Source organism: Chromobacterium sp. IIBBL 290-4, assembly GCF_024207115.1.
In the GTDB taxonomy this organism is placed as follows: Bacteria; Pseudomonadota; Gammaproteobacteria; order Burkholderiales; family Chromobacteriaceae; genus Chromobacterium.
In genome coordinates this window covers 4,904,337-4,919,016 of record NZ_CP100128.1, presented here as the reverse complement: position 1 = coordinate 4,919,016, position 14,680 = coordinate 4,904,337, and the positions used below count along the sequence as shown (strand labels likewise).

Here is a 14,680-nt window from a genome sequence, read left to right as displayed (position 1 = left end):
CGCCGTGTCGTGGCGGCAGCCTCAGGCGCCGAGGGGGCAGGCGCTGACGCCGGTTTCGTCCAGCTTGAGGTAGCCGCCGCGCTCGCCGTGCCAGTCCTGGATCACCCAGCGCTGGGCGCTGCGGTCTTGATCCTGGTGACTATGCTCGGCCGGCCTGTGGGTATGGCCGTGGATCAGCAGTGGCCAGTCGCGCGCGGCCAATAGTTCGCGAACCGCCGTTTCGGTGACATCGGAAATCGCAGTCAAGCCATTGGCCTGCTTGTTCATTTCGCTTTGCATCCGCGCCTGGCGCGCGATGGCGTGGCGCTCCGCCAAGGGACGGGCCAGCATCGCCTGCTGCCATTGCGGATTGCGGCTGATGGCACGGAATTGCTGATAGGCGGCGTCGTCGGTGCAGAGCGCGTCGCCGTGGCATAGCAGAACGCGCAGGCCATGCGCCTCGATCAAGGTCGGGTCTTCCAATAATTTGGCGCCGCTACGCGCTTCGAATCCATCCCCCAGCAAAAAGTCGCGGTTGCCGCGCATCACATAGAGCGGCGTTTGGGCCGAAAACTCGCGCATCGCCGCCAGCGGGGTGTCCAGATAGGCGGAATCGTCGTCGTCGCCTACCCAGTATTCAAACAGATCGCCGAGGATGTACAGCGCCTCGATCTGGCCGCGCCAGGCGGCGAGCGTATCGAGGAACAGCTGGGTGAGAGCGGGTGTGTCGTCGGCGAGGTGCAGATCGGAAATGAAATGAATGGCCATGGCGCGCGTTTTCTGAGGGCAAGACAAAGCCGGGGCATGGCCCCGGCTGGGTAAGTACTGATGCGAATTAGACGATTTCCGCCTTTTCGACCACGACCGCTTCTACCGGCACGTCCTGGTGCATGCCGCTGCGGCCGGTGCGTACGGTCTTGATGCGATCCACTACGTCCTGGCCCGCCACGACTTGGCCGAATACGGCGTAGCCCCAGCCTTGCGAGGTTTCGGACTTGAAGTCCAGGAAGTCGTTGTCGGACACATTGATGAAGAACTGCGCCGAGGCGGAGTGCGGGTCCATGGTGCGGGCCATGGCGACGGTGTAGGTCTTGTTGGACAGACCGTTGTTGGCCTCGTTCTGGATAGACTCTTGCGTCGGCTTTTGATTCATCTGGGCATCGAAGCCGCCGCCCTGGATCATGAAGCCGTTGATCACGCGATGGAAGATGGTGCCGTTGTAATGGCCGCTTTTCACGTATTGCTCAAAGTTGGCCGCGGTTTTCGGCGCTTTTTCATGGTCCAGTTCCAGCGTGATTTCGCCGAAGTTCGTCGTCAGTTTGATCATTTTGCTTTCCTTTGCGTGGCTGCCGCGCGGGCAGGCTTACGGTTTGATGGTGATTTTCTGGATGACGATGGGTTCGAAGGGAACGTCATCCATGCCGTTCATGCTGCCGGTGCGGGTTTTGGCGATGCGGTTGACCACATCCATCCCCTTGCTCACCTTGCCGAACACGGCATAGCCGGCGCCTTCCGGCGACGGCGATTTGTAATTCAGAAACTCATTGTTGGCCACATTGATGAAAAACTGCGCGGTGGCCGAGCTCGGGTCGGCGGTGCGCGCCATGGCGATGGTGCCGACGGCGTTTTTCAAGCCGTTGTTCGCTTCATTGGCGATGGGAGCGCGCGTCGGTTTCTGGTTGAGCTTGGTGTCGAAACCGCCGCCCTGGATCATGAAGCCATCGATCACGCGGTGGAACACCGTGCCGTTATAGTGCCCCGCCTTGGCGTAGGCAATGAAATTGGCGACGGTCTTGGGCGCCTTGGCCTGGTCCAGCGTGATTTCGATATTGCCTTTGTTGGTGGCCATTTCGACCACCGGGGCTGCGAAAGTCAGAACGGGCAGGGCGGCCAGGGCCAGGCCGCAGATCAGTTTTTTCATGATTTCAACTGTGGGTCGGCTGATATGGGAGGTCGATTCTAGCACAGCCCGCAGGCTTGATCAGGGCGCAGGCGAGAGGCGAGGACGTTTACATTTGCTCAAAAAGCTGTGTTTTTTTCTTGCGACGAGGACAGTTCGAGTTTAGACTCCATCGCCTAATTAGGATGCAAGTGCTGTCTATTTATCATTTGGCATGGCGCTGCTGTGGCGGATAGCCGCAAACCAAAACATAAGACTGAGGTTTTTCCCTGATGCAATATCGCTTTGCCCGTTTGTCCCTTCGCGTGCTTCCCCTTGCCGTTTCCTCCTTGTTCGCCGCCCAGGCGGTACAAGCCGCGGGTTTCCAATTGACCGAACAGAGCGTAGCCGGCATGGGCCGCGCTTACGCCGGCGCCGGCGTGGCTGGCGACGACTTGTCCGCCGCCTTCTACAACCCGGCCGGCCTGACCCTGTTGTCCGGCACTCGCGCTCAAGCGGGTTTCACTTACGCCGAGATCAATGCGCCGTTCAATGGCAGCAATACCACGGTCAGCGAAAACCCGATCACCCATCAGCCGCTGGTTTCTTCCACGGCCAGCGCATCTGACAATGGCCGCGCGCCGGGCGAGGCGATTCCGAATGCCTACTTTACCCATCAGATCAGCGACAAGCTGTATGCCGGCCTGGGTCTGACCACGCCGTTCGGCCTGGGCGCGCGCTACAACGAAAACTGGGGCGGCCGCGACAACGGCATTTCCAGCTCGATCCAAACTTTGGACATCAATCCTTCCCTGGCTTACAAACTGGATGACCGCTGGAGCTTCGGCGGCGGCGTTTCTGCCCAGTATGCTAAGGCGGATCTGAAGAAGGGCGCCTACCTGCCCGGCGCGAGCGGCGAGCTGAAGGCCGACAGCTGGGGCTTCGGCTATAACCTGGGCGTGATGTATTCCGCCAGCGCCGATACCCGCTTCGGCTTGTCCTATCGTTCCAAGATCCATCATCAGGCAGAAGGCGATTACACCAATGCGGGATTCCAGGATCTGACCGTGCCGACGGGCATCAAGGCGATGCCTTTGCTCAATGTCAAGCTGTCCCAGTTGAACGGCACTTTCGGCGGCTCCGCGGATGTGACCGCGCCGGAATCGCTGCTGCTGAGCGCTTACAGCAAGCTGAACAACAAGTTCGCCGTCGCCGCCACCGCGCGCTGGACGCATTGGAGCAGCTTCGATCAACTGGTGGTCAAGGGCAGCCCTGCCTTCAAGCAGCTGGGCATGTCGGTCGACACCACTACCACCATCGACAACCACTGGAAGAACAGCTGGATGTTCTCGGTAGGCGGCGACTACTTCTATAGCGAAGCGCTGACCCTGCGCTCCGGCATCGGCTACGAAACCACCCCGGTGCCGAATCCGCAGCACCGCAACGCGCTGATTCCGGATGCCGACCGTCTGTGGCTGAGCCTGGGCGCCAGCTACAAGATCAACAAGCAGGCGTCTGTCGACGTGGCCTACGCCTATCTGCGCGCGGTGGGCGATACCAAGATCGACAACACCTCGCACAGCCCCTTCGGCACGAGCAGCCGCCTGCAAGGCGATTACTCGTCCATCAGCGGCCAGCTGATCGGCGTGCAGATGCAATACCGCTTCTGATTCAAGCTGTGTTGTATTGAACAAGGCGCGGCCTCGGCCGCGCCTTTGTCATGCCAGCCGCTAGATCTGATAGTCGGGCATCGCATGCTGTTCCCGGGCGGCGGACGTGGCGAGCGGCTGATTGAATACGGCCATGTCGCGCAATGGCGGCGCGTACAGATGCAGCGTCACCAGGTCCGCGCCGCTTGCCTGCAGATTGGCGATGCGGTGAATGTCCTGGTCGGCATTGACCAGCAAACTGCCGGCGGCCAGCTCGCGCGTCTCCCGGGCGAGGGCCAAGCCCGCGCTGAGCGGATAGAAGGCGGTTTCCGTGGCGACGCCCTCCATCACCCGCAGGCCGCACAGGCTGCCGCGATGATTGTGCGCTGGACTGGCTTGCCCCGCGCGCCAACAGAGCAGCAGCATCTCGCAATGCTCGTCCAGGTAAATCCGGTTGCGGCGATAGCTCTCTTCTCCAAAACGACGAAACGGCGCCAATATTTCAGGAGCAATCCGCAAGCCGCGCAGAAACTGGCGAATGGACTCCGGGCTAGGCAGGGTGGACGTTTCGAACAGCCTGGCCAGCTCATCCTGCAAGCGGAGGGCGTCGAAGAGCGGTGAGGGGTGAAGTCTCGGCATGGTTCTCTCCTGGCGAAGGGCGCGGTGCGGGCGCAAGGTTCTACAATTTTCCGCTCTAAAAAATGCTTTTGTTATATGAATTTACACATATGCATTTTCAGACGGCGGGAAAGCGCGCCTTCGGTATAGCCTTGGCGCCGCGGGAAGGAACCTGTCTAAGGGACTGGCGCGGGCTCAGGGCAGCGAGGCCAGCGGCAGTTTCATGGTTTGCTTGATGGCGTTGAGCACGATGGTGGATTTGACGCTGCGCACCAGCGACATCTGCATCAGCTTGTTCATCACAAAGGCCGATAGCGAGGGCAGATCCTGCACCACGATGCGTAGCAGATAATCGGCTTCGCCGGCCGCCGCATAGCATTCCAGCACCTCAGGCAGCGCATGGATGGATTGGGCGAATTCCAGCAGCGCGCTCTCGCTGTGGCGCTCCAGGCTGACATTGGCGAAGGCCATCACCGACAGGCCCACCTGCTCCGGGCTGAGGGCCACCTGATAGCCCTGGATGATGCCGCTCTGCTCCATGCGCTGGATGCGGCGGCCGATTTGCGAGGCGGACAGCGGCACTTGCTGCGCCAGTTTCTGGTGGGTGGCGCGGGCGTCGTGCTGCAGCTGATGCAGAATCTGCATGTCGAAGCGGTCGAGTTCGATTTTGCGCATTTGATTCATTTCATGACAAATAATGCGGCAATTATGCAAAAAATCCGTTTATTCGGCAAATTTTGCGGACTTGCCGCATACGCGCCGGGCTAAACTAGAGTAAACCACCCAAACCGGAGCTTGAGATGAATGACCGCGCAGATTTTGTGGTGCCCGACATCACCACGCGCAAAAATGTCGGACTGGGCCATCATCCCGACGACTACACCCTGCCGCAGCCGCTGGATCGCTACACCGCCGAAGACCACGCCACCTGGGCCACGCTGTTCGAGCGGCAGAGCAAGCTGCTGCCGGGCCGCGCCTGCGACGAATTCATGGAAGGCCTGGCCCGGCTGGAGGTGGACCATGACCGGGTGCCCGATTTCGCCAAGCTGAATGAAAAGCTGATGGCGGCGACAGGCTGGCAGATCGTCGCGGTGCCGGGGCTGATTCCGGACGATGTGTTTTTCGAGCATCTGGCCAACCGGCGTTTCCCGGTGACCTGGTGGCTGCGCGAGCCGCATCAGCTCGATTACCTGCAAGAGCCGGATGTGTTCCACGATCTGTTCGGCCATGTGCCGCTGCTGATCAACCCGGTGTTCGCCGACTACCTGGAGGCCTACGGCAAGGGCGGCATGAAAGCCAAGAGCCTGGGCGCGCTGCCGAATCTGTCGCGGCTGTACTGGTACACGGTGGAGTTCGGCCTGATCCGCACCCCGCAAGGCTTGCGCATTTACGGCGCCGGCATCGTGTCCAGCAAGTCCGAATCCATCTACTGCCTGGAAAGTCCCAGCCCCAACCGGGTGGGCTTCGATCTGATGCGCATCATGAATACGCGCTACCGCATCGACACCTTCCAGAAGACCTACTTCGTGATCGACAGCTTCCAGCAGCTGTTCGACGCCACTGCGCCGGACTTCTCGCCGTATTACCAGCAACTGGCGGACGCCAAGGCTTGGGGGGCGGGCGATATCGCGCCCTCCGACCAAGTGTTGAATGTCGGCGATCGCCAGGGATGGGCCGACAGCGACGACGTCTGAGCCAAAGATTTGCCACCTTGCCCGCATTCATGCGGGCTTTTTTATGGCTATGTCCCAATAATGTGTTGCAAGGGACGACCCACTGCCTCCTGCAAGCAGTGGCAAGGCTGCATGGTTTGCTGATAGCGCTCCAGCATCCGTCGCCACCCCAGATAGTTTTCAAGGTATTTGGTGGCAACCCCGTGGAATCGAGCCATCCAAAGCTTCAAGCGGCTATGGTAGGCATTCACATGCTGGATATGGAACGCCCCCTCGCGTACCCGCTGTCCCGTCTTGGCATGCACGACTCGATGGGTAATGCCATGCTGCCTGGCAAAGGTCGAGTACACCGCTGCGCCGTCCGAACACAGGATGGCGTCGCTATCCACCAACGGGGCTAAAGCCGCTTCCACATGAGCGCCATTGAGCTTCTTCAACTTGAAGTCCGCTATATGTCCCTCTCGGTCCTGCACCACCATGATGGGAATCTGATCCGGCCCGGTTCCCCGTGTTTGGCTGACGCCACCCCGCTGGCGCGGCGCGCGGGGGAGGCACCGCTGCCCTTTGAATGATTCCAGAATGAAGGTTTCATCTACTTCGACGATGCCTCGGGCTTGCGCCGCCAGATGGTCTGATGCGCGATGCAAGAAGCGATGCCGCCATAGGAAAGCCGTGTTCTTGCTGATGCCGCATGCACGAGCGGCTGCTCGCACGGTCAAGCCATCCTGCAGTGCTTGGGCGTAGCTCAGCCAGCGATCGGCCTTGCGCAATTTGGCTAATGGACTGCCCGACAAGGCATTGCAGGTCCGGTGGCACTGTTTGCAGCGATAACGCCGCAGGCCTCGGCTCCAGCCCCATAACGCCAACTGGTTGGCCTCGGCCTGGCAGTGTGGGCAAGCCGTCAGGTCAGGCAAGGCGTCCTGAATGGCGTCATGGTGAGTGGGATGTTTAAGCGCAGAAGACAGCAAGCTCCTCTGTTTGAGCGTGAGCTGATCCAGTTGGGCAAGAAAACGCTGAAAACTCTGGGCATCCATGGCGCGACTCCCGGTCTGCTACTGTATTCAGCATAGCTCCCAACACGGAATTGGGACATAGCCTTTTTTATGCCTATCGCGTTCGCTAAAGGCTATAGAGATATCAATGCGCGGATGGCATGCGTCCTTCGCGCGCGCCTCGCGGCCATCTCGAATGGGCAAGGCGCGTGAGTAATCTCGGGAGTCGTGATCTGGTGATGATAGAAGCGTCGCGAGGACAGGGTTTTGCAGGGGGCGGTTTTGTCCATCTCTCCATCCGCCATGGCCGGGGGAGAGCGCGGTGACGGCTACCTCGCTGATTTTGACGGTGCGCAACGCTAGCCGCTATCTCGATGTGCTGCTGCCGGCGTTGGCCAGCCAAACCTTGAAACCCGACGAATGGCTGGCATTGGATTGCGAGTCCGCCGATGGCTGCGGGGAGCGGCTGCGAGCGGCTGGCGCGCAGGTGATGACGATCTCGGCGCGCGAATTCAACCGGGGCGGCATCCGGGGGCTGGCCAGCCGGCTGGTGGGCGGCGATGTGTTGATCTTTCTGACCCAGGGCGCGATTCCGGCCGATCCGGATTGCCTGCGCCGCTTGCGCGACGCGGTGTGGATGGCGCCGGATATCGGCATGGCCTATGGCAGGACATTGCCGCAGGGGAATACGGGTTCTCAAGAGGCTTGTCCTGGCCTGTTCGACTATCCCGCCGCATCGCGCACCAAGCGGCTGAGCGATGCGGCCGAGTTGGGCGTCAAAACCTGCCTGGTTTCCGACGCCTGTTGCGCTTACCGCCGGGTGGCGCTGGAAACCGTGGGAGGTTTTCCCGCCGATGTGATCTGCGCCGAGGAAACCCATGTCGCCGGGCGGATGCTGCTGGCTGGCTGGGCCTTGCGCTATGACGCGGAGGCCCGGGTTTGCCACGCGCGCGATTCCAGTTTGCTGGGGGAGGTGAGGCGTTGTTTCGATCTTGGCGTGTTCTATGGCCGCGAGATCTGGATCGCCGAGCATTTTGGCCGCGCGGGACGCGCGGAGCTGCGTTTCATCCGCTCGGAGTCGGCGGGCGGAGGCGGCCGGTGGTGGCGGCCGGGCAGCGCATTATTGCGCGCGGCGCTGAAGTCTTCGGGCTACCGGCTGGGGCAGATGGAACGCTTGCTGCCCAAGCGGCTCAAGCGCCGCCTGAGCCTGTCTCCCGGCTACTGGGGATAAAGCGGCCAAGCACGGCGGATGACTGTTCTGGGATGCGGGGCCATTCTCGACCTCAGCCGTCGCCGCTGCGGAGTTTTTGGCCTGGCAAGGGGCTTGCTCTCAACGCCGCGTCGGCAAGCGCCGCAGCGCCGATATCCAAGCATGGCGGGGCAGGCCGCTGAGCATCTGGGGGGGAAGGCGTGGAAAGCCTGGATCACCGCCTATGATAAGAAAATGCAGCAACTCAGGGTCGAGCGCGGCCTCGTCTTGGGCGCGCGTCGGCTTTGTTCGGAAAGGAGCGGAATCTGTCCGTGGCGAAGACAATGCATCTTTGGCGCATGAACCGTCTGCTGAGGGCGCGGGCAGGCCGCGCGCGGAGCGCAAACCGCAGCGGCAATCTTTTGGCGACTCCGCCAGCGCATCATCGCCAGTCCAAAATCTTTTTCTCTCGACTGAGCATTCTCCCGAATTCCGGCGGGCATGACAGCCTCTGGCGCGAGGGGCGTGGCTGGCTTCCATGGCTGCGCCCGTTGTCGGTCGTAAAGCGCGGCTGGGCGGTGCTGGTCGCTGCGAGCGTGGCGGATGCGTCCGCTTTTCTCGCCGATCCTGGCCTGCCCGCGCCGCTGCGGAGTGTCGATCCGTTGTTGTGGGCGCAAGGGCCGAAGACACCCGCCATGCCGATGCCGCTGGCGGCCGCATCGGCATGGCGGAAAGGCGGCTCTTGATGCGCATCGCCTTGTTGGCGCCTTTGCCGCCTGCGCAAAATGGCATCGCCGATTATGCCGACGCCTGGGGCGAGGCCTTGCGCGCGGCCGGGGCGGACGTGGCGATGCCCTTGCGAGGACAGAGCTTGTCGCCGCATGCGCTGTTGCTCGACAAGCAGATGGAGAAGGCGGATTGGAGCGAGGCGGAGCTGGTTCATGCTGAATTGGGGGAAGGTTGCGGCAATGAGTTTTTGGCCTTGGAGTGGCTGGCGCGCCGCTATCCCTATCTGCCTCTGACTGCCACTGTTCACGATCCAGGGCGGCTGATCTGGCAGCCCGTCAGCTTGCCATGGCCATGGTCTCAGGCCACGGGGCTGCCGCGCTCGTTGCGCCAGGCGGCGGTATGCTTGTCCGCCCCCTTGCTGCTGGCGCGCGAGCGGCGGCTGGCAGGCCAGTTGTCGCGCTTGATCGCGCTGACGACGACTGGCGCGCGGTGCTTGCAAAGCAAAATGCGATTGCCTGTCAGCCGGGTGGCCGTCATTCCCCATGGCAACGCCGCGGCGGCGGATGCGCCTTTGCCGCCAGGGCCGTTAAAGCTGCTGTATTTCGGTTTTTTTCACCCGGACAAGGGCATTGAAGATTTGTTGCAGGCCCTGGCTTTGTTGCAGGCGGCCAGACCGGCGCTGAGCGAAGAATTGAGCTTGACCTTGGCGGGCGGCGTCGTCGCGGATGCCGCGAGCGGCAACTTGCAGGGCTACCCGCAGCGCTTGCGCGACTACGCCGCGAGGCTGGGCTTGGCGGAGCCGCTGCTGGAGTGGCGCTTGAATCTGCCGGCCGCGCATATCCCGCGCTTGATCCAGGCGCACCATGTCATGGCCTTGCCTTACCGGGAGGCGCGCAAATGGGTCTGGCTGGAGCGTATGCGCGGCGCCAGCGGCGCGCTGTCTTGGGCGGCGGCTTGCGGCAGAGGGGCGATTTGCTCCGACGCGCGCGTTTTCGCCGAGGAGTTGTCGCATGGCAATGGCGCGCTGTTCCCGCAGGGCGATTACAGGGCTTTGGCTCGCGTGTTGGACAGTCTGCTGAATCAGCCCGGCTTGGCCGAGCGCTGGGGCGCGCAGGCCGCTAGGCTGGGGCGCGAGCGCGCGTGGCCGCGCGTGGCCGGCCAATTTCTCGATCTGTTCGACTCTTTGCCCAAGAGAAGAATGCCCTGAACGCGAGGCTTCAGCGGTCGATGGGCCGCTCCTGGGCCGGCCGCGCTGCGACGGCTGGGCGGGAAGCGTGGGGTATCTGGCCTTAATGAGTCGCGCCTTCTGCAAATTTGACGTCATGCTCGCGCGTCAACGAGATTTCCACCGCCAGGCGGATAGCCGCGACGCAATCTTCCAGCTTCATGCTGGGCGAACCGGGATGGCGGGCGGCCTGCTCCGGCAGGAAGGGAATGTGGATGAAGCCGGCGCGCGGCTGGCGGCGATGCAGCAGTCCGTACATGACATGGTTGCAGACGAAGGTGCCGGCGGTTTGCGAAACCGAGGCCGGGATGCCGTTTTCGCGCAGACCGGCGACGATGGCCTTGATCGGCAGCGTGGCGAAGTATGCAGCCGGGCCTTGCGCGGCGACGGCTTGGTCTATGGGCTGCAGACCCGCGTTGTCGGGCATGCGGGCATCGTCCACATTGATGGCCACCCGTTCGACGGTGATGTCCGGGCGGCCTCCTGCCTGGCCGACGGCGATGGCCAGCTGCGGTCTCAACTCTTCCAGGTGGCGATCCAATTCAGACAAGGCCTGGCCGAAGACGCAGGGCAACTGGCGGGCGCAGACGAGCGCGCCCGCTATCACGGCGCCATCCAGTTGCCTGACAGCCTCCCAGGAGGGGTTGACGGTTTCGCCGCCGAAAGGCTCGAAGCCGGTGAGCAATACGGTTTTCATCGATTCAGACTCCTCAACGGAACATCAGCCAGTTCAGCAATAGGGCGTTGACCGCCAGCAAGGCGAGCGCAGTCGGCGTTTGCGCCTTGATCACCGCGTTCTTGTCGTCCAACTCCAGCAGGGCGGCCGGCACGATATTGAAATTGGCGGCCATCGGCGTCATCAGCGTGCCGCAGTAGCCGGAGAACATGCCTATGGCCGCCATCACCGCCGCATCGCCGTGATGGACGCCGATCAGGAAGGGGATGCCGATGCCGGCGGTCATTACCGGAAAGGCGGCGAAGGCGTTGCCCATGATCATGGTGAACAAAGCCATGCCCAGCACATAAGCCAGCACCGCCACCCAGCGGATGTCCAGCGCCAGATAGCTGGTGGCCACATGCGCAACGGCTTTGCCGACGCCGGCATCGGCCAGCATCAGCCCGAGCACCGCCAAAATTTGGGGCAGCAAGAACGCGGGTCCCATTTTTTCCAGCAAGCGGCGGGTTTCCTGCACGGCCTGCGCCGGGCGCGCCCCCGCCAGGCGGCAAGCCAGAGCCAGCGAAATCCGGCTGGCCACTCCCAAGGACAGCAAATCGCTTTGCATGGCGGGTAGGCGAAAGGGTAGGGATGGCAGGGCTTTGGCCGCAACAATCTGCATGGCGGTCAGGGCAGACAGCAGCAGGCAGGGCCAGAACACTTTGTTCCCGATCGATCGGCTCCCGCTTGGCGGCTGTGATGGCGCCGCCGCTTTGCCGCTGATCGCGGCGCCAATCATGGCCAGCGTCATGGCGCCGCACGCTTCGGCAGGCAAGCTGTCGCCGAACAGGAACAACAGGCCGAAGAGGGTCCAGAAGACGGTTTGACGGATGCGTCTCGGATGCTGGGCGTCTCGGAAGGTCTGGACCGCGATGCCTATCAGCAGGACGCCGGCGAGCCAGTAGAAATAGCGGATGTCCAGACTCATCATCGGCTCCCGAGCGCTTCTCCGCCCCCGAGCCGCAGCAAGGTTTTCTCGAAGGCGAGCAAACGCGCAGCATGAATGATGAAGGCGAATAAGGCGGTAGGCAGTCCCCACAGCGCGATATGGAGCGCCTCGCTGTTCTGGCCGTTTTCCTGCAGGAATGTGTGCATCAGGATGACGGCGCTGAAGGCGACAAACAGGTTTTCGCCGAAGAACAGCCCGATATTGTCCGTCGCCGCGCACATGGCGCGCAGTTTTTCCCGCTGCTTGCCGTTAAGCGGGCCGTGTTGTTGCGACCAGACCGCCTCGGCCATCGGCGCCAGCATCGGCCGGACCACTTGAGCCTGGCCGCTGAGCGCGCTCAGGCCCAGAGCCGAGGTGAGCTCCCGGGTTTGCAGATACACCACCAGCAGGCCGGAGACCGTCGCATCGCTTATCTGGCGCATCCATTGCTCCGCCTGCTCTTTCAAGCCATGACGCTCCATCAATCCGACCACAGGCAGCACCAGCAGCACGGCCAGGGAGATATTGCGGGTTTTCAGAAATCCTTGACCGAACTTGGCCAGAATGGCCAATGGCGTCATGCCGGCAGCCAAGCCCGCCGCTATGCATGCCGAACAGACCACCCATAGCGGATTGAGCCGCAGCATGAAGCCGGCGATGACTACGGCGACGCCTAGCAAGGGCCATAAATTGACAAGTTGATCCATGTTTGTTCTTTATTTGGCGATTCGCGCTTTTGTGTCGTCGGCGGGATGGGGCGCTTATTCCGCGCTTATTTCCACGCCAAGCGACTCCAGGTATTGCCGCAGCCTGCGGGCGAAGGCCAAGGCGTGGGGGCCGTCGCCATGCAGGCAGAGGGTTTGGGCGCGCAAAGGCACGCTTCGGCCCTCGATGGACAGCACGCGCTGGTTTTGGACCATGTCGCCGACCTGGCTCAGCACGGTGTCTTCCGATGTCAGCAAGTCGCCCGGCTGGCCGCGCGGCACCAGGCTGCCGTCGGCGCGGTAGCCGCGATCGGCGAAGGCTTCCCGCCAGACGGCCAGGCCTTCTGCGCGGCAGGCCTCAATGAACAAGCTGCCGGCGAGGCCTACGACGCGCAGCCCGGGATTGAAGTCGCGGATGGCTTGCGCCAGGCAAGCCGCCAGCGCGGGTTCGCGGGCCGCCTGGTTGTACAGCGCGCCGTGCGGTTTGACGTGGCGCAGCTGTCCGCCTTCGGCGCGGACAATGGCGTCCAGCGCGCCTAGCTGGTACAGCATGCCGGCGCGAACGTCCTCCAAGGGCAATGCCATTTCGCGGCGGCCAAAATGCTCGCGGTCGGGAAAGCTGGGATGGGCGCCGATGGCGACGCCGTTGGCCAGCGCCTGTCGGACGGCCTGGCGCATGGTCGGCGCGTCGCCGGCGTGCCAGCCGCAGGCGATGTTGGCGGAGCTGACCAGGGCCAGCAGCTCGGCATCGCTGCAGCAGCCTTCGCCCAGGTCGGCGTTGAGATCAATTTTCATCGAGCAGCCTTTCTATCCGGTCCAGATACCGTTGCAGGGTTTGCGCGGCGGCGGTTTCGGCGCGGGCATCCACCGCCTGGAAATGCAAGGCGCTGCCCAGCCTGGCTTGGCCTAGCCGCCAGAGATCGGCGGCGATGACCATGCCGAGGCGGGGGTAGCCGCCGGTCGCCTGGGCATCCGCCATCAGCGCGATGGGTTGGCCGTCCGGCGGCAGTTGTATCAGCCCGGGCAGCACGCCGTGGGAGGGCATGTCGCCGCCGCCCGCCAGTTGCAGCGCTGGGCCAGACAAGCGATAGCCCATCCGGTTGCTGTTGGGCGTGATCAGCCAGGGCGAGCGCCAAAAGCGCTCCTGCTGCTGAGCGGGCAGGCGCGAGAACTCAGGCCCGGGCACCACGCGGATGGGGCCGGAGGCGGGGGGCTGCCAAATGCCTATCTTACGGCGCGGCGGCAAGGGCGGGCGCAAAGGCAAGCTATCGCCGTCCTTCAGCGCGCGGCCTTCCCAGCCGCCGAACCCGGCTTGCAGATCGGTGCTGGCTGAGCCCAGCGCTTCCGGTATGGCGAAGCCGCCGTCTATCGCCAGATAGGCGCGCATGCCGACGCGCGGCGCCGACAGTTTCAATATTTGGCCGGCGTTAAAACGCACTCTCCAGCCCGGCCAGAGCGGCTGGTCGTCCAGCGTGGCCTGGCAGTCGGCCCCGGTCAAGGCCAGCATGCCGTCGCGCCTCAGCCGGAAGCTGGCCGGGGGCAGGGTGATTTCCAGCGCGGCGGCGCCGGCTGAATTGCCGACCAGCCGATTGGCCAGCCGCAGGGACAGCGCGTCCATCGCGCCGCAACGGCAAATGCCAAGATGGCGCGCGCCGAAGCGTCCTAGATCCTGAACCGTGGTTTGCGGGCCGGCTTTGATGATGTCTAGCATGCGCGGCCTTTCTGCGGCACAAAGCGCACCGTGTCGCCAGGCAAGAGCAGGCTGGGAGAACCGCTGTTCCTGGGGTCGAACAGAGAAACGGAGGTATGGCCTATGATTTGCCAGCCGCCGGGGGAGTCGGCCGGGTAAACGCCGGTCTGGCCGCCGCCTATGGCGACGGAGCCGGCCGGCACGCGCAGCCGCGGCGAGTCGCGCCTGGGCGTGGCCAGCAAGGGGTCGAGTCCGCCCAGGTAGGCGAATCCAGGCTGGAAACCTAAAAAGTACACGATGTAAGCCGCCGCGCTGTGTCTCTCGATGACCTGGTCGGGGCTGAGGCCGCAATGCCGGGCCACCGTGTCCAAATCAGGGCCGTGGCGGCCGCCATAGCGCACGGGAATATCGATCTCGCGACCGCGGCTATGGTTCGTTTCTTGTTCGCAACGGCTCCAGATGTCTTGCAGTCTGGCCGCTAGGCGGGATGGGGGCGGAGAGTCGGGGCTCAGCTCCAGGGTCAGGTTGTTCATGCCAGGCACGATCTCGCGCAGCCAGGCTTGCCCTCTCAGGACTTCGGCTAATCGCCAGATCATTTGCTGGCAGCGCAGGCCGTGGGGCGGCGGCGCTTCCAATATCAGCACCTGGGTGCTGAGCCAATATAGCGATAGTGAGGAGTTGCTCATGAAATTGGGGTGGCAATATCTATG

The 14,680-nt window shown here is 63.1% G+C and carries 17 protein-coding genes; 5 read left to right on the top strand and 12 right to left on the bottom strand.

What is annotated here, in order from left to right:
* Positions 1–21 precede the first annotated feature (21 nt).
* From NKT35_RS23130 to NKT35_RS23120, 3 genes are all read right to left on the bottom strand, one after another.
* Positions 22–747 (bottom strand): UDP-2,3-diacylglucosamine diphosphatase, encoded by a 726-nt coding sequence (locus tag NKT35_RS23130; RefSeq protein WP_254297627.1) that lies wholly within the window; start codon positions 745–747, stop codon positions 22–24.
* A 67-nt stretch (positions 748–814) separates the two neighbouring features.
* Positions 815–1,306, bottom strand: coding sequence for a peptidylprolyl isomerase (locus tag NKT35_RS23125; protein ID WP_254297626.1), 492 nt, complete (start codon positions 1,304–1,306; stop codon positions 815–817).
* A 36-nt stretch (positions 1,307–1,342) separates the two neighbouring features.
* Positions 1,343–1,900, bottom strand: a complete 558-nt coding sequence (locus NKT35_RS23120; protein ID WP_254297625.1) for a peptidylprolyl isomerase — start codon at positions 1,898–1,900, stop codon at positions 1,343–1,345.
* Between the two features lie 251 nt (positions 1,901–2,151).
* Here NKT35_RS23120 and NKT35_RS23115 point away from each other — a divergent pair, with 251 nt between their 5' ends.
* Positions 2,152–3,528, top strand: a complete 1,377-nt coding sequence (locus tag NKT35_RS23115) for an OmpP1/FadL family transporter (protein ID WP_254297624.1) — start codon at positions 2,152–2,154, stop codon at positions 3,526–3,528.
* Between the two features lie 60 nt (positions 3,529–3,588).
* On the opposite strand, the gene NKT35_RS23110 is transcribed toward NKT35_RS23115, so the two are convergent.
* Both NKT35_RS23110 and NKT35_RS23105 read right to left on the bottom strand, forming a co-directional pair.
* Positions 3,589–4,146, bottom strand: a complete 558-nt coding sequence (locus NKT35_RS23110) for a cysteine dioxygenase (RefSeq protein ID WP_254297623.1) — start codon at positions 4,144–4,146, stop codon at positions 3,589–3,591.
* 174 nt (positions 4,147–4,320) lie between these two features.
* Positions 4,321–4,800, bottom strand: a complete 480-nt coding sequence (locus NKT35_RS23105) for an Lrp/AsnC family transcriptional regulator (protein ID WP_254297622.1) — start codon at positions 4,798–4,800, stop codon at positions 4,321–4,323.
* Between the two features lie 125 nt (positions 4,801–4,925).
* On the opposite strand from NKT35_RS23105, the gene phhA reads away from it, so the two are divergent.
* Positions 4,926–5,819 carry a phenylalanine 4-monooxygenase gene (gene phhA, locus NKT35_RS23100; RefSeq protein ID WP_254297621.1) on the top strand — a complete coding sequence of 298 codons (894 nt, stop codon included), beginning with the start codon at positions 4,926–4,928 and terminating at the stop codon, positions 5,817–5,819.
* 47 nt (positions 5,820–5,866) lie between these two features.
* On the opposite strand, the gene NKT35_RS23095 is transcribed toward phhA, so the two are convergent.
* Positions 5,867–6,832 carry an IS1595 family transposase gene (locus tag NKT35_RS23095; RefSeq protein ID WP_254293992.1) on the bottom strand — a complete coding sequence of 322 codons (966 nt, stop codon included), beginning with the start codon at positions 6,830–6,832 and terminating at the stop codon, positions 5,867–5,869.
* A gap of 280 nt (positions 6,833–7,112) precedes the next feature.
* On the opposite strand from NKT35_RS23095, the gene NKT35_RS23090 reads away from it, so the two are divergent.
* From NKT35_RS23090 to NKT35_RS23080, 3 genes are all read left to right on the top strand, one after another.
* Positions 7,113–8,021: a glycosyltransferase family 2 protein gene (locus NKT35_RS23090; RefSeq protein ID WP_254297620.1), complete on the top strand. Its 909-nt coding sequence runs from the start codon at positions 7,113–7,115 to the stop codon at positions 8,019–8,021.
* Between the two features lie 317 nt (positions 8,022–8,338).
* On the top strand, positions 8,339–8,725 hold the full coding sequence (locus tag NKT35_RS23085) for a hypothetical protein (protein ID WP_254297619.1): 387 nt from the start codon (positions 8,339–8,341) through the stop codon (positions 8,723–8,725).
* Positions 8,647–9,915 carry a glycosyltransferase gene (locus NKT35_RS23080; RefSeq protein WP_254297618.1) on the top strand — a complete coding sequence of 423 codons (1,269 nt, stop codon included), beginning with the start codon at positions 8,647–8,649 and terminating at the stop codon, positions 9,913–9,915. The genes NKT35_RS23085 and NKT35_RS23080 overlap by 79 nt, the downstream gene beginning before the upstream one ends.
* Before the next feature lie 82 nt (positions 9,916–9,997).
* Here the strand turns inward: NKT35_RS23080 and pcp are convergent, their stop codons facing one another.
* The 6 genes from pcp to pxpB are packed head-to-tail and all read right to left on the bottom strand — an operon-like array spanning position 9,998 to position 14,656.
* A complete protein-coding gene (gene pcp, locus NKT35_RS23075) occupies positions 9,998–10,630 on the bottom strand; it encodes a pyroglutamyl-peptidase I (RefSeq protein ID WP_254297617.1) in 633 nt (210 codons plus the stop codon).
* Between the two features lie 13 nt (positions 10,631–10,643).
* Positions 10,644–11,576: a DUF979 domain-containing protein gene (locus tag NKT35_RS23070; RefSeq protein WP_505190938.1), complete on the bottom strand. Its 933-nt coding sequence runs from the start codon at positions 11,574–11,576 to the stop codon at positions 10,644–10,646.
* On the bottom strand, positions 11,576–12,283 hold the full coding sequence (locus NKT35_RS23065) for a DUF969 domain-containing protein (protein WP_254297615.1): 708 nt from the start codon (positions 12,281–12,283) through the stop codon (positions 11,576–11,578). Before NKT35_RS23065 ends, NKT35_RS23070 begins: the two co-directional genes overlap by 1 nt.
* A gap of 54 nt (positions 12,284–12,337) precedes the next feature.
* A complete protein-coding gene (gene pxpA, locus NKT35_RS23060; RefSeq protein WP_254297614.1) occupies positions 12,338–13,075 on the bottom strand; it encodes a 5-oxoprolinase subunit PxpA in 738 nt (245 codons plus the stop codon).
* Positions 13,065–13,991: a 5-oxoprolinase subunit C family protein gene (locus NKT35_RS23055; RefSeq protein ID WP_254297613.1), complete on the bottom strand. Its 927-nt coding sequence runs from the start codon at positions 13,989–13,991 to the stop codon at positions 13,065–13,067. Before NKT35_RS23055 ends, pxpA begins: the two co-directional genes overlap by 11 nt.
* Positions 13,985–14,656, bottom strand: coding sequence for a 5-oxoprolinase subunit PxpB (gene pxpB, locus NKT35_RS23050; protein ID WP_254297612.1), 672 nt, complete (start codon positions 14,654–14,656; stop codon positions 13,985–13,987). Before pxpB ends, NKT35_RS23055 begins: the two co-directional genes overlap by 7 nt.
* Positions 14,657–14,680: the final 24 nt, after the last annotated feature.